The organism is Psychrobacillus sp. NPDC096426 (assembly GCF_044762745.1).
Taxonomy (GTDB): Bacteria; Bacillota; Bacilli; order Bacillales_A; family Planococcaceae; genus Psychrobacillus.
This window is the reverse complement of the sequence record NZ_JBIWEX010000019.1, coordinates 1-20,520: the sequence shown is the minus strand read 5'-3', so window position 1 is coordinate 20,520 and position 20,520 is coordinate 1. Positions and strand designations below refer to the sequence as shown.

At 36.1% G+C, this 20,520-nt stretch carries 20 protein-coding genes; 7 read left to right on the top strand and 13 right to left on the bottom strand.

Going from position 1 to position 20,520, the window contains the following annotated elements:
* The first annotated feature begins 11 nt into the window (after nt 1-11).
* From ACIQYS_RS15520 to ACIQYS_RS15505, 4 genes are all read left to right on the top strand, one after another.
* On the top strand, nt 12-623 hold the full coding sequence (locus ACIQYS_RS15520) for a DUF4166 domain-containing protein (RefSeq protein ID WP_402981883.1): 612 nt from the start codon (nt 12-14) through the stop codon (nt 621-623).
* Entirely contained in the window at nt 613-2,175 is a 1,563-nt protein-coding gene (locus tag ACIQYS_RS15515) for a YndJ family protein (protein WP_402981881.1), read from the top strand. The genes ACIQYS_RS15520 and ACIQYS_RS15515 overlap by 11 nt, the downstream gene beginning before the upstream one ends.
* A 67-nt stretch (nt 2,176-2,242) precedes the next feature.
* Entirely contained in the window at nt 2,243-2,869 is a 627-nt protein-coding gene (locus ACIQYS_RS15510) for a LysE family transporter (protein WP_402981879.1), read from the top strand.
* 89 nt (nt 2,870-2,958) lie between these two features.
* Nucleotides 2,959-4,188, top strand: coding sequence for an MFS transporter (locus ACIQYS_RS15505; protein ID WP_402981877.1), 1,230 nt, complete (start codon nt 2,959-2,961; stop codon nt 4,186-4,188).
* A 122-nt stretch (nt 4,189-4,310) separates the two neighbouring features.
* Here ACIQYS_RS15505 and ACIQYS_RS15500 read toward each other — a convergent pair whose 3' ends face one another.
* Together ACIQYS_RS15500 and ACIQYS_RS15495 are read right to left on the bottom strand one after the other, a co-directional pair.
* Nucleotides 4,311-5,150, bottom strand: coding sequence for a hypothetical protein (locus ACIQYS_RS15500; protein ID WP_402981875.1), 840 nt, complete (start codon nt 5,148-5,150; stop codon nt 4,311-4,313).
* 419 nt (nt 5,151-5,569) lie between these two features.
* Entirely contained in the window at nt 5,570-5,893 is a 324-nt protein-coding gene (locus tag ACIQYS_RS15495) for a DUF378 domain-containing protein (RefSeq protein WP_402981873.1), read from the bottom strand.
* 177 nt (nt 5,894-6,070) lie between these two features.
* Between ACIQYS_RS15495 and ACIQYS_RS15490 the strand changes: the two genes are divergently transcribed.
* Entirely contained in the window at nt 6,071-6,550 is a 480-nt protein-coding gene (locus ACIQYS_RS15490) for a GyrI-like domain-containing protein (RefSeq protein WP_402981871.1), read from the top strand.
* A gap of 510 nt (nt 6,551-7,060) precedes the next feature.
* On the opposite strand, the gene ACIQYS_RS15485 is transcribed toward ACIQYS_RS15490, so the two are convergent.
* On the bottom strand, nt 7,061-7,942 hold the full coding sequence (locus tag ACIQYS_RS15485) for a DMT family transporter (RefSeq protein ID WP_402981869.1): 882 nt from the start codon (nt 7,940-7,942) through the stop codon (nt 7,061-7,063).
* Between the two features lie 57 nt (nt 7,943-7,999).
* Nucleotides 8,000-8,980: a DMT family transporter gene (locus ACIQYS_RS15480; RefSeq protein ID WP_402981867.1), complete on the bottom strand. Its 981-nt coding sequence runs from the start codon at nt 8,978-8,980 to the stop codon at nt 8,000-8,002.
* 144 nt (nt 8,981-9,124) lie between these two features.
* Between ACIQYS_RS15480 and ACIQYS_RS15475 the strand changes: the two genes are divergently transcribed.
* On the top strand, nt 9,125-10,030 hold the full coding sequence (locus tag ACIQYS_RS15475; protein WP_402981865.1) for a LysR family transcriptional regulator: 906 nt from the start codon (nt 9,125-9,127) through the stop codon (nt 10,028-10,030).
* A gap of 913 nt (nt 10,031-10,943) precedes the next feature.
* On the opposite strand, the gene ACIQYS_RS15470 is transcribed toward ACIQYS_RS15475, so the two are convergent.
* From ACIQYS_RS15470 to garR, 4 genes are read right to left on the bottom strand one after another with little or no spacing between them, the layout of a single operon-like run.
* Nucleotides 10,944-12,266, bottom strand: a complete 1,323-nt coding sequence (locus ACIQYS_RS15470; protein WP_402981863.1) for a gluconate:H+ symporter — start codon at nt 12,264-12,266, stop codon at nt 10,944-10,946.
* Between the two features lie 57 nt (nt 12,267-12,323).
* A complete protein-coding gene (locus tag ACIQYS_RS15465; RefSeq protein WP_402981861.1) occupies nt 12,324-13,160 on the bottom strand; it encodes a class II fructose-bisphosphate aldolase in 837 nt (278 codons plus the stop codon).
* A 19-nt stretch (nt 13,161-13,179) separates the two neighbouring features.
* Nucleotides 13,180-14,625 (bottom strand): four-carbon acid sugar kinase family protein, encoded by a 1,446-nt coding sequence (locus ACIQYS_RS15460; protein ID WP_402981859.1) that lies wholly within the window; start codon nt 14,623-14,625, stop codon nt 13,180-13,182.
* 3 nt (nt 14,626-14,628) lie between these two features.
* Nucleotides 14,629-15,522: a 2-hydroxy-3-oxopropionate reductase gene (gene garR, locus ACIQYS_RS15455; RefSeq protein WP_402981857.1), complete on the bottom strand. Its 894-nt coding sequence runs from the start codon at nt 15,520-15,522 to the stop codon at nt 14,629-14,631.
* A 244-nt stretch (nt 15,523-15,766) separates the two neighbouring features.
* Here garR and ACIQYS_RS15450 point away from each other — a divergent pair, with 244 nt between their 5' ends.
* Nucleotides 15,767-16,402, top strand: coding sequence for a GntR family transcriptional regulator (locus ACIQYS_RS15450; protein ID WP_402981855.1), 636 nt, complete (start codon nt 15,767-15,769; stop codon nt 16,400-16,402).
* A gap of 224 nt (nt 16,403-16,626) precedes the next feature.
* On the opposite strand, the gene ACIQYS_RS15445 is transcribed toward ACIQYS_RS15450, so the two are convergent.
* From ACIQYS_RS15445 to ACIQYS_RS15425, 5 genes are all read right to left on the bottom strand, one after another.
* A complete protein-coding gene (locus tag ACIQYS_RS15445; RefSeq protein ID WP_402981853.1) occupies nt 16,627-16,908 on the bottom strand; it encodes a hypothetical protein in 282 nt (93 codons plus the stop codon).
* 9 nt (nt 16,909-16,917) lie between these two features.
* Nucleotides 16,918-17,298 (bottom strand): SHOCT-like domain-containing protein, encoded by a 381-nt coding sequence (locus tag ACIQYS_RS15440; RefSeq protein ID WP_402981851.1) that lies wholly within the window; start codon nt 17,296-17,298, stop codon nt 16,918-16,920.
* Between the two features lie 12 nt (nt 17,299-17,310).
* Nucleotides 17,311-17,676: a DUF2089 domain-containing protein gene (locus ACIQYS_RS15435; protein ID WP_402981849.1), complete on the bottom strand. Its 366-nt coding sequence runs from the start codon at nt 17,674-17,676 to the stop codon at nt 17,311-17,313.
* A 283-nt stretch (nt 17,677-17,959) separates the two neighbouring features.
* The gene (locus tag ACIQYS_RS15430) at nt 17,960-19,576 is read right to left on the bottom strand and encodes a DUF4179 domain-containing protein (RefSeq protein ID WP_402981847.1); all 1,617 of its coding nucleotides are present in this window, start codon (nt 19,574-19,576) and stop codon (nt 17,960-17,962) included.
* Entirely contained in the window at nt 19,554-20,120 is a 567-nt protein-coding gene (locus tag ACIQYS_RS15425; RefSeq protein WP_402981845.1) for an RNA polymerase sigma factor, read from the bottom strand. The genes ACIQYS_RS15430 and ACIQYS_RS15425 overlap by 23 nt, the downstream gene beginning before the upstream one ends.
* Nucleotides 20,121-20,520: the final 400 nt, after the last annotated feature.

Sequence of the window (20,520 nt, the reverse complement as noted above, 5' to 3'; positions counted from 1 at the left end):
GAGTTAAATGAATGTCTATATATAAAGAAATATTAGGAGAGCAATTTGCTAAACTTCAGCCGATGCTTCAAAAGAGATATGCATTCCATGAAGGGAAGCATTTTAAAGCGACAGGCATTATGAAAAAAATAAGTGGAGGACCTAAATGTCTACTCCCCTTCTTTTTACTAGGAACTCGCTGGAAGTTTTTATTTCCAGAGCAAGGCGAGAATATTCCATTTAAGATTGCTAATACAACTCGAATTGGAGTAAATGGTGAGAACCAAGTCCACTGGGAAAGAACTTTTCAATTTCCTAAAAAGAGAAGATACTTTAATGCACTGATGAGCCTAGATGCTACTAAAAAAGTAGTAAAGGATTATCTAGGGGAGCCTAGTTTGTTTTACTCTGAACTAATTTTCATCGTTTCGGAAAAAGGGCATTTGCGAATTGAATCAGGTAAGCAGCGATTTGTTCTTGGATTAATTGAAATTCCCCTGCCTACAATTTTTCAAGGTGTTGTGCGGGTAGACGAGTGTTATATAGAAGAAAGAGATGTTTTTTCTATACATGTCATTATTACAAACCTATTAATCGGTACTTTATTTGAATATGAAGGAGAATTCCGAGCCGATGACTTTTAAACGAATTGCATTATTACATATTATTTTATTTGTAGCGGCCGCGATTTTTAGTGTTGGTCCGTGGTATTTGTTAATGTTAACTGTCGCCCAGCTTTTATTTGTACCAGTCACTTTACAATTAATCTTTAAAAAAGAGACTCGATTGTATTATTACTTTGCAATTCCCGCTTTTGCTTCCGTTTTTATTTTACAAATAACAACGGAAACTAAACTAGATTTATTATTGGCAGCAATCTATTTGCTCTTCACATTTGTTGTTGCCTTGTATGGGTTCGGACGTTTTATACGTCGAGGCTTTGTACATTTAGAGGAATTTGCGATTGATGCTGGGATGATGTATTTATTCATCGGTGGTATGTGGTTCTTTGCATATATAGCTGAAATTGATACTGGATTTTCTCCTTTAATCACATGGTTAACAGGAATACACTTCCATTATTCTTCATTTTTATTGCCTGTTTTTGTTGGTTTTCTCGGTCGTTTATATAAAACGACTTTATACAAAATTGTTTGTACGATTATTTTAATATCACCAATTATCGTAGCAATTGGTATTACCTCCCTCCCATGGCTTGAAGTTATTTCCGTGCTTCTCTATATCATTGGGATTTACGGTTTAATCTTTTTATCTTTTAAATCACCATTTTCGAGTACTTTACAGAAAGTTTTGGTTCTGATTTCATTCGGAGCATTAGGTGTTACGATTATTTTTTCATTGTTGTATGCAGCAAGGGTTACTGTAAGCATTGACTTTATGTTACGTTTTCATGGATTTTTCAATTGTGTTTTATTCGCTTTATGTGGTTTAGTTGGTTGGTCAAAATTCACACCACCGTCGAATGAAAGAGGCTACCGATTCCCAATTAGTAGGATTCGCGGAAAGCGAGTGATTGGAGATCAGATTATAACGAAAAGTGTGGAGAAACATACTTATAATGGGCTTGTAGATGACATGAATATATACGTTGAGAAGAAAACTCTATCCCCTACTATTATAGATTTTTACGAAAACACAATACAGTACAGACTATTCTCAGAAGTCCATTGGCATACTTGGTTTAAGCCGTTTGCAGCTATCTATCAACCCATTAGCAATAAAGTACAACAACTCAACCTTCCATTTTCAAATAAACAAATGGAAATGACAGGAGATATAATTGCAATAGAGGATGGTCGAACAAAGACGAGAGCATGGGTACGAAAAATAGACAAAGAAGTGATCTTTATCGCTCTATACTCATACTACCGAACTAATGAGAAAACGTATATGAATATTGCATTACCGCTTCCTTGGTCATCGATGATTGGGATTTTAGAACTGCATCAGCAGGGAGATAAACTTCTATTAACAAGTAAAGGAACAACTAATTCCGATGCAGGAATCTATTTAACAGCTAATAAGTTTGTATTTAAATTGCCACTGCAAGAGCAATTTCTGGTTGAAGAAATACAGGAGGGACAGCTCCGAGCAAAACACCAAATGCGGATATTTTCTTTGCCTTTTCTAACGATAAATTATGTTATTTCTTTACAAGACAAAAAAATTAGTTAAATAAGTTGTACAATTAGTCCGCTGTGAATATGATGCAAAGACATCATTTTAACGGAGGGCTATTTTTATGAATTCAATATTTACATACTTCTTTTTAGGTGTTTCATTAGCAGCACCGATCGGCCCTGTTAAAGCAACTTTATTAAATACAGGTATTAAAAACGGATTCTTTCATGCATGGTTATTCGGCCTTGGCGCAGTTGCAACTGACATTATATACATGCTCATGGTGTATTTCGGTGTCGCTCAATTTATTGATTCACCTTTTATGAAAACATTTCTTTGGTCGTTTGGCTTTTTTGTACTAATGTATACCGGAATAGAGAACTTATTGACATTACATACCGTTTCCATGGACTCCAAATTTCGTAAAACCGTCCGTCTGAGGCAATCTTTTTTCTCTGGTCTACTAATGGCATTATTAAATCCATTAACAATTCTTTTTTGGTTAGGCATTTATGGCTCTATATTAGTAGGAGGTGCAGGGGCATTATCATCATTCCAAATTATTTTATATAGCATGACCATCTTAATAGGTATTTCTTTAGTAGATTTAGTAATGTCCATTATATCTAGTGGTTCCCGTAAAGTATTATCGACCTCCTTTTTGAAAACTGTTTCATTAATTTCATCCTTATCTATGATTGGTTTCGGAATTTACTTTGGCATCCAAGCATATCACTCCCTGTTTTAACCATCTTCACTAAAAGTATAATAAGAAGACGTAAGGAAAACATACCTTTAATGATCGAAAACAATCAAAAGATTATTTGAGGTGTATATATGGAAAAAATAAACGATCGCGAGAATAGAGTAAGTATTTGGTGTATTATCAGTATGGCCTCCATCCCACTCGTTATGACACTAGGTAATTCCATGCTTATTCCGGTTCTACCGATACTGGAGAATAAGGTTGGAATCACTTCTTTTCAATCGAGTATGATTATTACTAGTTATTCGGTTGCTGCTATATTTCTCATACCAGTAGCGGGTTATCTTTCTGATCGCTTCGGTAGAAAAATGGTTATTCTGCCGAGCTTAGTTCTTGCATTAATTGGAGGTCTCGTTGCAGGTTTTGCATCCTGGAAACTGGAGAGCCCTTTTACATGGATTATAATCGGTAGAATTCTACAAGGAATAGGGGCATCTGGTGCTATGCCAATTGTATTGCCACTTGTCGGAGACCTGTATAAAGACGACGATGAAAAAACAAGCTCCTGCTTAGGGATTATTGAAACATCTAATACGTTTGGTAAAGTATTAAGTCCAATTCTCGGATCTGTATTTGCTGCCCTTTTGTGGTTTTTACCATTCTTTTCTATATCCGTTTTTAGCTTGATCTCTATTGTATTAGTCTTCTTCTTTGTAAAGGTGCCGAAAGAAAAAGATGAACCGATTAAATTAAACGATTTTTTCTCTAACTTAAAGAAAACATTCAAGCAGGAAGGTAAATGGTTGTTCACGGTATTTCTAAATGGACTGTTTGCCATGCTACTTTTATTTGGTGTGTTATTTTTTCTCTCTGAAAACTTGGAGAAAACACATGATATTAAAGGTATAAAAAAAGGGTTCGTTCTAGCCATTCCTCTTTTATTGCTTTGCATTGCATCTTATATTACAGGCCGTAATATTAAAGGAAAATTAAAGACGATCAAAAAATTGATGATTGCTTGTTTAATCGGTACTTCCGCAAGTGTCATATTTATCGGTTTCACAAGTAAAAAATTAATCCTTTTATTAGTTGTAACAAGCATACTAGGGATTGCAATTGGTGCATTACTACCTGCGTTAGATGCGATTATAACGGAAAACATAGAAAAAGAACAACGAGGAACTGTCTCCTCTTTTTACAGTTCTGCAAGATTTATCGGGGTTGCAGCTGGACCTCCTATTATGTCTCTTGTTATGAATAACTATCTCAATATTAGTTATATTATGGCAAGTGTTCTTGGATTCATTCTCTTATTTATCGTATTCAAGTTCGTAAAAGTGGAGGAAATAGAACAGAAATAACATGTTGAATAATGGGGCCGAACAATCATTTGACTGTCGGTCCTTTATATATTCCATTTGTAGGTAACACAAGCTAAAATCTCCTAAATTTGTTATAGGCTAAATCGACTTTACATTTCCCTTTATTGAAACAACCATTGCTTTACCTGATTTTCAAAGTCTTCATTTTTCCAAGCAATTATAGCTTCCATTTCTCCCATTTCCTTCACTTGGAATTGAAAAAACATATCCCCTATAAAGTAGGCTAATCTAGTGTAACCAAACTTTTTTCCGCCATTGATGGAAAACCATTCATGAAATAGTGCTTCTCGTGTTAAGACTTCGTAATCATCAGCAAATGCTTTTTTTATAGTTTCGGCATTTTGTTTTGCGAAAATTAACCATTCATGCCCTTCATCATTATAGGAAAAGTATATAAAAGGATGTACATTTGGAACTGTTTGTCGCGAGAAGTGTGTCGCTACTCCTTCTCGGTATAGCCCAAGAAGTAAGCTTGTCCAGGGAACGGTTGGCCAAGCCATCCCCGCTCGATCGGAAATAATATTTTGCGCTGCGTGGCCAAACTCGTGTGCAACAATTACGCGTAAATGATCAAGCTTCGGCGATAACCTCTCTAAAGCAAACGTTATGTCTGGGATTATTTGGTGATTGGTAAAAGCATTTGATCCAAATCCACCAACAATTAAGTTTATATCAATAGGAAAAGTAATCTCGTACAACTTTTCATACTCTGCTCTTATTTCTTCAATAACTGTTACTATATTTTCATGCACTTGTTGAATTGAAGAAAATTGCTGAGGGTATTTCTTTAACGATTCAGTATGTCTCTCATCGGTGTCTTTGCAATGAAGAGGAAAATAATGTGCAAAAATAGTTGGATATTCCGCAAAGTAATTTCTTAGAAAGCTGATAGTTGGTTCATAATTATGAAGAAAACGTGGAACGGTATCAATAATTTTCAATCTATTCCCTCCGATTTATTAAAATTTTCTGTACATTCTGACAGGAAGCACCTCTCTCTTAATCTTCTTCACACGTTGCTATTTTTCCTCTCTTTCAATATTATTTTTATTCAAGTTGGCCAATCAAAATTTAGAGACTCCTTTAATGCTAGTATTACATTTAGAAAGGAGAGAAATATCCTAAGTCCAAAAATAGAAAAAGCAAAGGATATGATGATAAAAAGAAAAAGTCTGAAGAGAAATTTTTGGTCAATAAAGACAAAGGTGGCATTGAAATTCATATTACTAACACCTTTAATATTAGAGAAAACACAGATCCCTCACCTAATTCAAAGTGGTAACGGAACCTTCCAGTATTTTGGCTGTAAAAAAACTGGCGAGCCTATACCAGCTCGCCAGTTTTTTTCTAAATACCAAAATTATTTCTTTTCCTCAGACTTTTTTCTCTCGGAATAATCCCTAATATCGGTAAAATCCGTTTCTTCACCAAATTCCGTTCCGTAATTCACATCTCTAATGCCGCGGACATCTCTGTTTACTTCGACATCTCTAGACGGTTCAAATAAAAGTGGTAAACAGATTAGTCCACTCAATCCAACAAGTGCATAAATGAACCTCGAAATACCTGTCGTCTCTCCTCCAAATATAGACGAAATTAAGTCATATCTAAAAAAACCAATTAGCCCCCAGTTAAGTGCACCAATTATGACAAGCACTAAAGCAATCCGATGTATCGTACGCATTGATTTACACCTCCTCTGATTTCATTAAAATGCTCCCTTATCTTTCTCTAAAAACTAACTTTCATACATAAAAGGAGACTCACTATAAAAACTGGAGCAAGTCGTAAAATTCGCATATAATTTAAATAGAGAAACATGCTATATGGAGAATCATTCTATAGGAGAGGAGCAAAATAAATGCAATATCGTATTGTTGAAAAAGAAGCTTTTCAAGTAATTGGAGTGAATCGAGAATTTCCATACGAAGTAGAAAACGGTGGCATACAAGCATTTCAAAACTTTTGGAATGCCATTCACGAAAATGGAACCTTCGATCAATTAGAACAGTTGAGAAATGGAGAAACAAAAGGACTTTTAGGTATTTGGGCAGAAGTAAATAAAGAAGAAAATAAAATGGACTATTATGTTGCCGCAGAACATAGTGGCGACGTGCCAGAAGAATTAAAAAGTATAGACTTTCCAGCTTCTAAATGGGTCGTTTTTGAAGTACAGGGTCCATTCCCATCGGCTATAGCAAACACATGGGAACGTATTTATTCTGAATGGTTTCCTTCTTCCGGATATGTGCCCACTGAAATACAACCGTTTGAAGTTTACATAGAAACGGATCCGAAAAATCTAAATGCATATAATGAAATTTGGGTGGCCATAAAGTAAAACACCACTATTCTATTTAATAACTTATCCTAGAGCGCTACGAATATGCTCTATAATATTGCGACATATAGGAACAATGCGTCGTAAAAAATTTACCGCTAGGATTTCCGCTGCTGGGCGGACGCTTTCCGCGGGATGAGCGATGAGCCGTCACCGCCGCTTGCGCGTACGTTGTGAAGTCTCATCTGTCTCACTAAGGAACAGAGGCTAAGAGTACCCCATCGTGTGGCAACGCCTTCGTGACCAACATCCTGTTGGCCACCTCTGGAGTCCCCGCCCTTTCGTTCCAATGCATAAAATCTGTTAGCTAATCATCGTCCCTGTTTTAAATTCAATCTTATGTAGAATTGAAAATAAAATCCAATAATTGGTTGAACGAGACATAACTTGCTGCGAACGCGACAAACTACCTTCGAACACGACAAAGACTACCCCGAGCGCGACAAAAAGACCGCTCAACACGACAAACCCAAAGATCCTATCTGATGAAAGACGCATTATTCTAAAAACCTAAACTAGGGACTTTATTTTATCCTTTTTCAAAAAACCAAACTTTGTTTCAGAAAGAACTATTGCAAAAAGTATTAGAACAGCACCTATAATCATTTTAAAAGTCATCACTTCACTTAATATGACTACCGAGAACGCCATGCCCCAAAAAGATTCTGTCGAAAGAATAATGGCCGCTTTTGTTTCGGTTATATACTTTTGCGCAACGGTTTGCATTAAATAAGCAATCGTAGTAGAAAAAACACCAAGATAAAGAAGGTTCAACACCCCTTCTGTCTCCATAGAAAATTCAGTCTCTCCTCTGAAAGCAACAACTATCCAGCCGATAATAGCCGCCACGATCATTTGAATAATCGTTATAACAACAGGATCCTCATCTTTTACAAACCTTGCAGTATAAAATATGTGAAAAGCAAATCCAACTGCACAGCAAAGTGTTAGCAAATCCCCAATATTAATCTCAGCAGATAATTTAAGCGATAATACCGCCACACCAATCACTGCTAAAACTGCCCCACCAAGTTCATACATATCCATTTTTCGCTTATATAGTATAAACCCTATAAAAGGAACGATGACCACATTTACTGCCGTTAAAAATGCATTTTTGGAAGGCGTCGTATATTGTAGACCTACTGTTTGAAGAGCGAAAGCTAGATAGAGGAAGACCCCTAAAACTGCGCCTTTTATTAGCGTATTTTTCTTCATTTTCATTAACTTTTTATGAAATACAACACATAAAATAATAGCACCGATTAAAAATCTTCCTGCCAAAATTTGACAGGGAGAATAATATTCAAGTGATACGGCACTTGCAACGAATCCACTTCCCCATATAATCGCCGTTGCAACAAGCAATATTTCACCGATATATTTTTGCATATATACCACCAACCTTTTTTCAATATTCCTAGTATAGCGCAAAAAAGCGTCTTGCTTCTACAAAATTTCTTTCATAGAAGCAGACGCTTTGATATTATTTGTTTCAGCTTGTATATTTTTCTGCTGTTGCTTCCGCAGAAACGTATTATTTGCGATTAACGAGAAGATTATAAACGTAATTCCAATTAATTCAACATAATTTACTTGATTTCCTTGAACAAGTGAAATCACGAGCGTTGTAACAGGAACAAAGTTAATAAATAATAGACCATTTAATGGAGTCAGAATACTAACACCGACATTCCAACCAATGAGTGCAATAAGCCCTGGAAAAATAATCATGAACAATAAGTGCGGACTGACAATCGTAATTGTTTCCATACTAGGTACACGCACATAACCGGAAAGTGTAAGTATCCAAACAAAAACGCCTGCTGAAATCGTTCCAAGTAGACAGCTTAATGTAGAATAACGTAACGCAGACCAACCACGAAACTTACTCCCCCCCATTGTGTAAACAACCCATCCAATAACCGCGATTAAAATGAGGATGGAAGGAACAAAGTTATCGGTTGCGGATAGAAACGCTCCAAAATCACCTTTTGTAATAACGAGCGCTGCACCAATAAATGCGATTAACACACATACTAATGTGAACGTATACGGTCTACGTCTATAAAGCATCCAGAAAATCACAATCGATATCATTGGCATCAAAGATTCCATTATCGATGCGACCATTACCCCTGGCTCTCCTAATAAATCCTCTCCCCAGAAAATAAGTAAATTATAAACGGTGAAAGCCATCGTACCGAAAAACCATAAAGAGAATCCTTTGCCTTCCAATTGAAATGCTTGTTTCCCTTCTTTCCATAATAGTAGTATTACTAAAATGACCGTTACTGCGCCATAACGGAAAATAGTAAAATAAAAGGGATCTATATATTGAAAAGCATCATGCGCGACTGGGAACATTGCTCCCCACGACACACATGCAACTAGACACAATATAGCACCTAATAGTACATTCCCTTTCACAAAACATCCATCTCCTTCATTTGCTTATATAATCTATTAAACGCCATCATTAGACATCATGTAAAACGAAAATTAATGATGTTTGCTATCAATTTTAGTGATACCATGAAAATAACATATGAAGTTGCAGGAGAGTGACAAAAGATGGAGTTCAAAGATTTAGAGATTTTTCAAATGGTTGCACAAAAAGGAACGATTACCGAAGCGGCAAAAGCATTAAGCTATGTACAATCAAATATTACAGCAAGAATCTATAAACTAGAAAAAGAGCTAAATACTCCGCTGTTCAATCGGCATAACCGAGGAATGAGCTTAACACCAGAAGGAAAAAAACTATTAGTCTATTGCGAGAAAATATTAACTTTAACGAATGAAATGAAAAAAGTCGTACAAAGCGGCGAGGAACCTTCTGGCAAGTTAGAGATAGGATCTGTAGAAACAGTCATCCAATTGCCAACTATATTATCTATCTATACGAAGAAGTATAAAAACGTCGATCTATCTCTATTAACAGGTGTTACTAACCAATTACAACAAGACGTGTTGAATCACCGTTTAGACGGTGCTTTTGTTACAGAAACTGACTTGCACCCTGACCTTGTATCGCATGATGTCTTTCAAGAGGAGCTCGTCTTGATTTCAGATAGTAGCACAACTTCTTTAGAACAATTAATTCATAAGCCCTTCCTTTGTTTTAGCAAAGGATGTGGATATCGTGCAAGACTAGAGTCTTGGTACCAAGATCAAAATATTACTCCTCAAAAAGTGATGGAATTTGGAACATTAGAAACCATTTTAAGCAGTGTTGTAATAGGTCTTGGCATTACATTCGTTCCAAGATCTGCTGTTCCCCACTTAGAGAAAAGAGGGCTGATCCAATGTCATATCCTTCCCGCAAAATATAGTAAGATTAAAACTGTTTTCATTAGACGTTCCAATGCCTATCTAACGTCCACAATCGAAAAGTTTATTGAAACAATCGAACATACAAAAGATAGTGCGCTTCCCATTGTTAGACACAATTCAGAGACAATTCTGAATGGTGGTTAATTTATTTCTAACGCAGGGAGTATATTCAAGGTCCTGGAGACGGTTTTGATGCCGCGCTATTCAGATAATTTAATGTAAACAGAACATGCGTATGGTATAATTAAAGAGTGATAGAATAAGGTTTCAGGGGAGGTTGGCATCTCATTCCGATTTTCTTTTCATCGATAGTTTTTGATGTAGAGGGAAGGAGATGTTGCTATGACTACTTTCCAAGTCAACGTTAATCGTATCAATTCTTGCACTGTCATATACTTTTTCAAAAAAAAAGTAAACCGCCCCCATAACCTAGTCAGTGACGGGAAGGTTTACTCTACCTAAACTGCCGATCGCCTTTGGAGCGATACTATTTTATTGCAAGACTGTTTTGGTGTTAGTCGCAACTATAACATAATGGTTGGAATTTTCAATGTAGAAACATAATAATAAAGCTTAAGTAAAGCTTCTTTGTGTTAGCATGATTGAATATACAAAACATGAACAGACAGAGCCACTATCTTTTATTTCCAATAAAAAAAGATTGTCCAGGTCCTCTGATTTATCGTCCATCTATCTGTTGAGATTGTCTAATTTTCGTGTATTATAGTCCAACTAGTAGATAAGATTGTCCAACTCGGCAACAAAAGCGTTTTCCTTTACAATCACACTGTAAAAGAAAACGCTTTTCAATTAGTAAAGCATCCCTGCGTTATACACAACTGAAATAAGTGAATAGAAAGACCCTCATCTATCATTACCATTAAAAAGATTATCCAGTTTTCAGATTTATCGTCCAGCTATCGATTGAGATTGTCCAATTTTCATGTATTATCGTCCAACTAGTAGATAAGATTGTCCAACTTCCATTCGTTATTGTCCAACTCGGCAAAAAAAGCATATTCTTCTACAATCAATTCGTAGAAGAATACGCTTTTTATTAAGAAATAATCATATTAATAATTAACACGCCCGCTAGCCCTACTAACGAAAGAATTGTTACCATAACAGACCATGTTTTAATCGTTTTTCCGATTGAAAGATTGAAGTATTCTTTATAAATCCAGAATCCTGCATCATTCACATGGGAGAACGTAATACTTCCTGCACCGGCAGCTAACACCATTAGTTCTGGGCTTATACCAGTAATTCCAACAAGAGGTGCTGCAATACCCGCAGCCGTCATACCAGCTACCGTAGCGGAACCTACAGCCACTCTTAAAATAGCGGCGATTAACCAAGTAAGAAGTAATGGAGAAAGCGTTGAGCTAGCCATAATGTCTGCGATATATTGATCAATATGACTATCAATTAGCACTTGTTTAAATGCACCACCAGCAGCGATGATTAATAGAATCATTGCAATCCCACTAACTGCTTCTGTAACCGATTGCATAACTTCTTTCATTTTTTTACCGCGATTCAATCCAAACGTAAAGAATGCGAAAATCACAGAAAATAATAATGCAACATTGGCATTACCGATAAAATCAAAGAACGGCATGACAGCTGAATCTGGCGCTGCAATTACGACAATTACATGTGAAGCGATCAAAATAACCGGCATTAAAGCTGTTATAAGACTAGTAGCAAATCCAGGCATTTCTTCTTCGGTAAATTCTTTCGGATTAAAAAGTCCTTTTGGAATTTCGACTTCTAAAGATTCCTTCTTGAAAAACTTTGTAAATACTGGTCCACCAATAATGATTGCTGGAATCGCAATGATAATTCCATACACTAATGTTTTCCCAATATCCGCATTGAATACGCTTGCAATTGCAGTTGGTCCTGGATGTGGAGGTACAAAACCATGCATCGTAATAAGTGCTGCGATTACTGGCATCCCAATATATAAAACTGGCACTCCAGCTGCAGTTGCGATTGTAAATACTAAAGGAATTAATACAACAACTCCTGTTTCAAAAAACAACGCAATCCCAACGACAGAAGCTGTTAAAACAGCTGCTAATTGAACTCTCTTTTTCCCAAACGCATGGATAAGTGTTGACGCAATACGTTGCGCTCCGCCAGAGTCTGTCATTAACTTACCAAGGATTGCCCCGAAGATAATAATCATAGTTAGGCTTCCAAGTGTTCCACCTAAACCACCTTGAACAGATGTCATTGCTTCAAGTGGTGACATCCCTTCTAATATACCTACAACAAGAGAAACTAAAATAAGCGAGATAAAAGCATTTAACTTAAACACGATCATTAATAGAAGTAAAAGTGCAACCCCTATACAAATTGATACTATTGGCATTCGAATTCCCCATTTCGATTTAGAAGCTTGCCCCCATGAGTGACATGGGGACATTTCTTATTTATTTGCAAATAACCGTACAAATTTTGTCATGACTGATTCCATTGTTTGTTGCATTTCTCCCATAACAATAGAAAGATGCGGCATTTGTTTATTCTCAAAAGCGTTGTTCAAATAAGAAACGGCAGCCATAGATACTTCCGTATTCACATTCACTTTGCATATTCCAAGTTGAATAGCTTGTTTCACGATTGCATCAGGAGTTCCTGATCCGCCGTGAAGCACAAGTGGAACGTCAATAGCCTGCTCTATTTTCTCTAAAAGAGGTAAATCAATTTTCGGCTCCCCTTTATACATACCGTGTACCGTTCCGATTGCAGCTGCTAAAAAGTCCACTCCTGTTTCTGCAACAAAATCTTTCGCAGACTGTGGATCTGTTAATGTGCCATCTCCTTCTTCTTCATCGGAGAAATCACCTTTAGCTAATGAACCAATTTCTGCTTCTACAGAAACACCAGCCATATGCGCTATTTCCACAATTTCTTTTGTGCGACGAATATTTTCTTCTATTTCATAGGCAGACCCGTCGAACATAACAGATGTAAATCCACAACGAATGGCACGAATAATCGATTCTTTTTCATAGGCATGATCTAGATGAAGTGCAATAGGAACTGGAGACTTTTCTGCAATTGCTTTGACAAGTGCAGCAAAGCCTTCTACATCAACGCTTGGAAAGTAGCGCTCACCTAATGCGATAATGACTGGTTGGTTTTCTCGTTCTGCAACGCGAATGGCTGCTTGAACTGTTTCCAAACTGTATACGTTAAATGCTGCGACCGCATATTTACCAGTTTGCGCATTTTTTAAAATTTCTTTTGTATTTACTAACATGTAAGTCTCCCCTTGATGATTACTTAGTTAAGATTTCCACTGTATCTTTTAAGGTCGTAACTGCACCTACATTACCTGGGAAAATAATGTATGCGATTCCAGGAAACTTACTTTCTTCCCCTGTAAACCAAACAGGAATACCAGGTTGAATTTGACCTGCTACTGTTGCACGTTTTACTTCTAGCCCTTTTGTTCCGATATCACTAGATGTAATTCCGCCTTTTGCCACGATGTAATTTGGTCGCACGTTGAGACGTTGCACGATGCTTGTTACTGCATCCGAGATTTGAACAGAAAGTTTTAACTCTTCTTCTTTTTTATCTTCTCCAAGATCGAGTCTTTCTCGTTTTGTGTAAACAGTAACTGTTTTACCTTCACGAATGAAGTTTTCAGTTGTAGAAATTACTCGATCTATTTCTTCTTGGAACTTTTCAGGTTGCAAGACAAGATGACAATCAAATTCGATGAACTCGATGAAATCACTAGTTTTCAATACTTCTAACTGCTCTGTTGTTTTTTTAACGTGAGACCCAACTAGAATGAGACCACCATGGTTCGTTTCTTCTTGGATTAATTCTTCTCTTGTTAATAGTGATTTATCGCTTACTCCACCAATTACTTTAGTCAGAGCAGCCGCACTTCGGAACATGAATTGTTTTCCAGCTTTCATTGCTTTCACAAGTGTAATGACAAAGATTTCTACATCGACATAATCTACTGCGTTTACGATTACTTTGTTAAAATCTGTTACTTGAAGCAATTGATTTGTAATTCCTTTTATATCAAGTGATCGTAAGCTTTCGAGTGAAATATACGTTGCGTTTTCTGCTTTGAATTTGCCTGCAGATTTTTCTTCTACATATTCACCTAAATGAGATTTTGTATAACCAAATGTTCTGTCTTTTGCGAATTCAGTCTCCCCAGCAGGCACTAAATATTCTTCGTATTGTACATAGTGAATATTATCTACTGTGAGGCGTCCGCCTTCTTTGAAAAATGGAAGAATAACTTCCCCGTCATATTTGATGTCAGAATCTGCTTCGATTGTATCTTTTAATACTTCTGTTTCCAGCGGGTAGTGACCTCTTAAAGTAGAATCTCCGCGACTAATGACAATAAATTCTTTGTTTTGTTTTTTCGCCACTTCTACAATATTTGTAGCAATTTCTGTATGCGCTTTTTTGGTTTCAGCAGCAGTGAATCCTCTAGAATTAGTCAGTATAAAAAACATGGCATTTTCTTCTTGGAAGCCTTTTTCGATACTGTCCACTGACCAGTCTGTGTACACAGAAATACCATGAACAGTTTGTACACCTGTTGGATCATCATCAAGCACGATGATTTTTTTATTCAAATTAGCTAATTCAGCTTTTAGCATCTCTTTTACAACTTGTGTATCTACAGCTTGGATATTACCTAAAACTTCCTCGGCTAATCTCTTTTCAGTACTATCAATTGTAGTCATGAATTAAACTCTCCCAACTTCAACATTTGCAAGTTTTTCAAAGTATTGAACAATACCACCGTGATCGTCTGCCGCTTTCCCGTCTACTTTTAATGCGTGGAAAATTTCTAACAGTTGGCTAGATAACGGCATTGGCACACCAATACTATGCGCTGTATCCATTACGTTTGTGATGTCTTTCATGTTAATATCAATTCTTCCACCAGCTACAAAGTTACGATCTAAAATCAGTGGAACTTTCGCATCGAGCACAGCACTTCCTGCAAGTCCACCACGAATTGCTTGATACATTTTTTCTACATCAATACCCGCTTTTGTAGCTAATACTAATGCTTCTGACATAGCAGCAATGTTTAAGTTTACGATTACTTGGTTTGCTAATTTTGCAGTAGTTCCGCTTCCATTACCACCAACTAATGTTACTTCTGCACCCATCGCATACAGAACATCTTTCACTTGTTCAAATACTGCTTCTTTACCGCCGACCATAATCGCAAGCGTACCATCTTTTGCTTTTGGTTCCCCGCCGCTAACAGGAGCATCTAACATTTCTACTCCTTGATTTTCCGCTGTCGCAGCAAGTTCTTTTGAAACAACTGGTGTAATCGAACTCATATCGATAATTACTGCACCTTTTTTCGCCCCACTAAGTACACCATTTTCCCCTAGTACAACTTGTTGTACATGATGAGAAGCAGGAAGCATTGTAATAATTACATCACTGTTTTCACCGATGATTTTTGCAGAATCTCCTGCTGAAGCACCAGCATCTATTAAAGTTTGAACCGCCTCTTTGTTTAGGTCGTTCACCATTACTTCGTACCCTTTAGTCAATAAATTCAATGCCATAGGTTTTCCCATAATACCTAATCCAATAAACCCTATTTTTTTTGACATTATAATTCCTCCTGATTCTAAATAATATTTCCAATTCGAATATATTAAATTCTAATTAATAAATGTAAGTTGAAACCGTTTGCAATAAACTTTACGAAATTATTGTATACCATTTTTAAAAATTTGTACACATTTTAGTTATACTTGTACACGATATGTATGATACTAATAATCCAACTTTCTTTCTTTCCCTTTTTTTGATAAGTTATTTATAGTGAAATTGTAAAAATTAGGAGTGAACATAATGACCCAAAGCGATAAAAATTCTCGCTTTGCTTCCAAACAAGCATATGAAATGATCCGTGATCGCATCTTAAACGGAGATTTGCCAGGTGGCGCAAAAATTGTAGAGGAAAAGCTGGCAGTGGATTTAGGATTCAGCCGTACTCCTATTAGAGAAGCACTGCGACAATTAAGTCACGAAGGGCTGATCGTCAATAAAAAAGTCGTAAAGCCTACCGAAAAAGATTTACGAAACCTATTTCAAGTTAGAAGCTTACTAGAAGGGTTCTCAGCGAAAGCAGCTGCTACTTATTTACCAAAAGAAGAATTAGATTCTCTTTCTAATTGCATAAAAATAGGAAGAGAAGGCACGGTGGAAGAAATAATGAAAGCAAATGAACGATTTCACGAAATTATCGTACATGCGAGTGGTAACGCTCTTATGGTAGACACGATTGATCGAATGAAGTCCGTTATTTATCTTTTTCGCAAGACGGTGGTGCTTTACAATCGCCCAAGGTTAATTGACGAGCATGAGCAAATATATGAAGCTATTAAACAAAGAGATGGTGAAACTGCGAAGAAACTAATGGAAGACCATCTGAAAGAGGATTTAGATTTTTGCTTACATATTTTAAATAGTTCAAGAAACGGATAAAAAAGCTAGTATTACAAATGGATAGTTCACGCATTAGGAATAATGCGCAACAGTATCCGCTAGGATTTCCGCTGCAGGGCGAAAATCATTGCAGTTACCGTATAGTTCTTTTAAGACGCATTATCCCTATATTGCGTTTAATAAAAAAGTATCATATTTCCTAGAACATAAAAAAGGTAACTAATGAGCTAGTAGACCCCGCTCAGTGTTACCTTTTTCGTTATTTACAGTCTAATAAAAACTTCCGTACCATCTTTTGCTTGAACGTCAACAATCTCTAACCCTCTATGTTTTTTTAGTTCTCTTACAATTTTTCCTAGTTCCTTTTTGTCTAGCTGTGGAATCATAAATGACATTTCTTTTTCTTTCATCGATTCCTTTATCCATTTATTCATTTGTTTATGCAAGAATTCTGAAGAAAGTATGGAAATGCCTAGATTTAAGAACAGGTATGGAACAGGAAGAGAAAACCGTACCCCTTTTGTTTTCACTTTTACGTTTATCATCTTAACGCTCTATTCAATCGTAACGGAAACTGTATCGCCGTTTGCAGATTTAACATCCACAATTTGTCCATCTAATTCATTTTCAATTGCTTCCAAAATCAAGCCGATATCAATATCCTTCACGTATTTTTCCGACTGTGGGATGCTAGATGCAATACTATGTCCTGCCAATAGCACAACCTTCACTAGCTTAATAGGCAAATTGACCGTAACATTATCATTTTCAGCCGAAACTACTCTTACTTTCAATGTTTTATCTGTATATGATTTGGGCGAAGGGGTGCTACCTGACTCTCTTTCCTTTAAAACTTGAATAAGTTCAGTTGCCTTCGCTGCATCTACTTTCCCTTCTTGTACCATTGTTAATACTTTTTCAATTTCTGCATTCATCTTTCATTCCCCCTATTCATCTTTTAAAAGTTTGATCGCTTCTTCCGAAGTTATTTCACCATTTTCTAGCATCGCAATTACCTTTTTCTCATCTACTCCGCTTTTCTTTTTCGTTTCGTATCCGAGAGAGCTAACAACCTCATTTAGTTTTCCACGAACCGTTGGATAGGAAATTCCCAATTCTTTTTCCACTTCTTTAATATTCCCTCTACATGTTAGAAATACCTCAACAAATCGAAGTTGTTCACTTGATAAGGAAGCTAATTTAGATAACTCAAATTCATTTTCGATTGTAGTGTGACAGTGCGAGCAATGCAGTTTCGTAATTTTTAGCGTTTCACTACAAACAGGACATTGACTAATAACTTGATAGGTCATAATAGCTGTTCATACACTCCTCTCATTTGTATTTATCATATATCACCAAATCATTAAAATCAATATTTAAATTAAATATTTAAATAAAAATAAAACATAATGTTAATTATATTAATAATACGTTTCACTAATAGGAGTTGTAATTACAAAAAAGCATCTTCTTCTACTAGTTATTTGTAGATGAAGACGCTTTTTTTATTTTCAAGCAGTGATCCAGTGGAATGCAATTAATATCAATCACCAAATGCAAATTCAGCTGTAAAATAAGATGCTTTTTAACAATTTAATACAATGGAACTTTCCATTCTTCTTTCACTTCCTCATATCGAGTAACGGAAAGAAGATGTAATGTTAATTCTTCAGGAATCTCTTCTAAATCATATGACCTAAGATCTATCGTTGTCTTATAACGATCGTTTTTATCTTTTTCATCAAGAATAGATCCGCTTTGATAAGCAAAATAGGTTTTTCCTTTGTTATCTACCAAAACCCATGTCCCGATTTCAGCAGCAGTCGTTTCTCGTCCTCCTTCCATCTCAATTTTAAAGATTGTTTCCTTTTTAATTGGGATGAGTGATTTACGAAGCGAATAATTATTATGTTTTTTTGCTATTTTAATTGTCATAAAATTATCTTCGTATTCAAAGGAAACAGGATTTTTTTTCAATTCTTTTGGTTTTATTTTAATAGAGAAATCCGTGGGCACAGTTTTAAATACTCCATCTAATACAAAAGTAAGCTTGCTTTTGTCTTTTTGTGGAATAAATGAATCGTTCCATGCAACTTGACCAAGTTGCTCCATGTTCATAACAGACCCGTGGAGAGCTCTTGAGCTACTAGGATGCCCTTGACCTTCTGCAAAGGTATTGTGCTCATAAATTAGTTTCTTTTCCTCATTTTCTATATGATATTGAATCGCTGTTCCATAGTTAGTAAAAGTGCTTACACTTTGCTCGCCAAATTGTTCTTTAAGCTTTTGTATATGTTCTTCTACTTTTGTCTGTTCTTCTGGTGTAAAGGATGTTTCATAAAATAATTCGCTCGCAGAAGGAGCAAACTGGACTTTCTTCATCGCAATATTTACTCCGTGACTACTTGTTTTAACATCATTTAAAGGGGTGGAAGTTGTCAATTTACTATTTTCTTTTATATCGACTGGTACTTCTAATTTCCAGTTACCCTTCACTCCATTTAACTCTACTAAATCGAATTTAATAATTATCTTCTCCAGAGCACTATGCTCACGCAATGAGTATTCGATCAGCCCATAATCGCTCCCCTTACTCCAACTAGAATTTAGCCCATCTAATACATTTCCATTCTGGTCGATTACGATAATTTCATTCTGAGAATCCGGAAAATAAAGATACGTATCTCTTGGTTTTCCTTTTTTATCCAACACTTGATAAGACAAAGCAATTCGAGAAGAATCAACAACCAAATCTTCCACTTTGAGCGTAATTCCATGATCCGTAACTTCCAGATTTACTCTTTCTCCTAAACCAGCCTCAGTAGCCATTCTTAATCCTTCATCCACTTGTTCTGTTCCAAACATTCCACCTATCAACTGAGCAAAACTAGGACTAAGTGTAGCAGTTAATCCAAATGTCAACACAATCCCTGCAGCGGTCAGCATTATACGTTTCCAAGGAGTTTTCTTGCGAAGACTTTTATTCTGTTCATAAGGCTCCAATTGCTCTAAAACAATGGAAGCAAAATCATCTGGCAATATTGGTGTCTGTAAAGTTTCCTTTAAAAATTGTTGTTCTTCTTGAAATGCTTGGACGACTCGCATACAACCCTCACAGCTTTTTACGTGGGCTTGTATGTCAGTATGCTCCTCATTAGTAAGTAGGTTATCAACGTACTGGGAAAGTTTATCTGCCTTCGGACAGTTCATAAAAATAGCCTCCTTCGCGTTTTACTGTGTCTCTCATTTTTTTCTTCGCTCGATGCAGTTTATTTCGAACATCGGAGAGAGGAATTTCAATTAGTTCACTTATTTCGTTATAGCTCAGTTCATTTACATATCGTAGAAGAATAATCATCCGCTCATCTTCCGGTAGAGTTGCAATAAGTCTTTCTAACTGTCTGCTTTTCTCTTTTTTCAAAAATACAACTTCTGGATGATTAGTGTTCACAATCTTCTCTTCATTTATTTCCACTTGCTTCATCTTATAGCTCTTTTTACGAAATTCATCCATACAATGATTAATAGCAACGCGGTAAATCCAACTAGAAAATGAACCTTTTTGATCATATTTATCTAGCTGATGATACACTTTGATAAAAGCTTCTTGTACTAAATCCTGTGCATTCTGCGGATTTCTTGTCATTCGTAAAATTGTTGCATATAACCTATCTTTATATTTATCAATAATGTGTGCGTATGTTTGTTTATTTCCAGTCAGCACTTCCTGGATCCACTGCAGTTCTTCTTCCATATTGACCTCCTTGCTAAACGATCATGCGCATATCTCGTTTTTATCACTCATCTATCATAACGAGTTCCATCGGCAAATAATTTCATTTTTTTAGAAATTAATTTAAAATCGATTTAATATATCTTTCCTAGATATAAATTCAAATAATTCCCATATAGTGTTTTGAAGTCACCTTAATAAAAGGCATTGTAAAAGGAAAAGGTTGAATTATAGTAAAATGGTATGGTGATACCTACCCTACATCTGATTAAATTCTTTTCACTTCAACCCGATATTTATGTGAAAGTGAAAATGAGTTTGTGAAGCCCCCTCTGTTAGGATAGAAGTCGTACGAGGCTAACGTGATATGATTAAGTAAATTACACGGAGGTCGATCGATATGACAAAACAAAATGGAACA

Excerpts from the sequence above, each read along its gene's own strand:
- ACIQYS_RS15520 (WP_402981883.1), top strand. The coding sequence starts at position 12 with ATGTCTATATATAAAGAAATATTAGGAGAGCAATTTGCTAAACTTCAG.
- ACIQYS_RS15515 (WP_402981881.1), top strand. The coding sequence starts at position 613 with ATGACTTTTAAACGAATTGCATTATTACATATTATTTTATTTGTAGCG.
- ACIQYS_RS15510 (WP_402981879.1), top strand. The coding sequence starts at position 2,243 with ATGAATTCAATATTTACATACTTCTTTTTAGGTGTTTCATTAGCAGCA.
- ACIQYS_RS15505 (WP_402981877.1), top strand. The coding sequence starts at position 2,959 with ATGGAAAAAATAAACGATCGCGAGAATAGAGTAAGTATTTGGTGTATT.
- ACIQYS_RS15495 (WP_402981873.1), bottom strand. The coding sequence starts at position 5,893 with ATGCGTACGATACATCGGATTGCTTTAGTGCTTGTCATAATTGGTGCA.
- ACIQYS_RS15490 (WP_402981871.1), top strand. The coding sequence starts at position 6,071 with ATGCAATATCGTATTGTTGAAAAAGAAGCTTTTCAAGTAATTGGAGTG.
- ACIQYS_RS15485 (WP_402981869.1), bottom strand. The coding sequence starts at position 7,942 with ATGCAAAAATATATCGGTGAAATATTGCTTGTTGCAACGGCGATTATA.
- ACIQYS_RS15475 (WP_402981865.1), top strand. The coding sequence starts at position 9,125 with ATGGAGTTCAAAGATTTAGAGATTTTTCAAATGGTTGCACAAAAAGGA.
- ACIQYS_RS15470 (WP_402981863.1), bottom strand. The coding sequence starts at position 12,266 with ATGCCAATAGTATCAATTTGTATAGGGGTTGCACTTTTACTTCTATTA.
- ACIQYS_RS15465 (WP_402981861.1), bottom strand. The coding sequence starts at position 13,160 with ATGTTAGTAAATACAAAAGAAATTTTAAAAAATGCGCAAACTGGTAAA.
- ACIQYS_RS15460 (WP_402981859.1), bottom strand. The coding sequence starts at position 14,625 with ATGACTACAATTGATAGTACTGAAAAGAGATTAGCCGAGGAAGTTTTA.
- garR (WP_402981857.1), bottom strand. The coding sequence starts at position 15,522 with ATGTCAAAAAAAATAGGGTTTATTGGATTAGGTATTATGGGAAAACCT.
- ACIQYS_RS15450 (WP_402981855.1), top strand. The coding sequence starts at position 15,767 with ATGACCCAAAGCGATAAAAATTCTCGCTTTGCTTCCAAACAAGCATAT.
- ACIQYS_RS15445 (WP_402981853.1), bottom strand. The coding sequence starts at position 16,908 with ATGATAAACGTAAAAGTGAAAACAAAAGGGGTACGGTTTTCTCTTCCT.
- ACIQYS_RS15440 (WP_402981851.1), bottom strand. The coding sequence starts at position 17,298 with ATGAATGCAGAAATTGAAAAAGTATTAACAATGGTACAAGAAGGGAAA.
- ACIQYS_RS15435 (WP_402981849.1), bottom strand. The coding sequence starts at position 17,676 with ATGACCTATCAAGTTATTAGTCAATGTCCTGTTTGTAGTGAAACGCTA.
- ACIQYS_RS15430 (WP_402981847.1), bottom strand. The coding sequence starts at position 19,576 with ATGAACTGTCCGAAGGCAGATAAACTTTCCCAGTACGTTGATAACCTA.
- ACIQYS_RS15425 (WP_402981845.1), bottom strand. The coding sequence starts at position 20,120 with ATGGAAGAAGAACTGCAGTGGATCCAGGAAGTGCTGACTGGAAATAAA.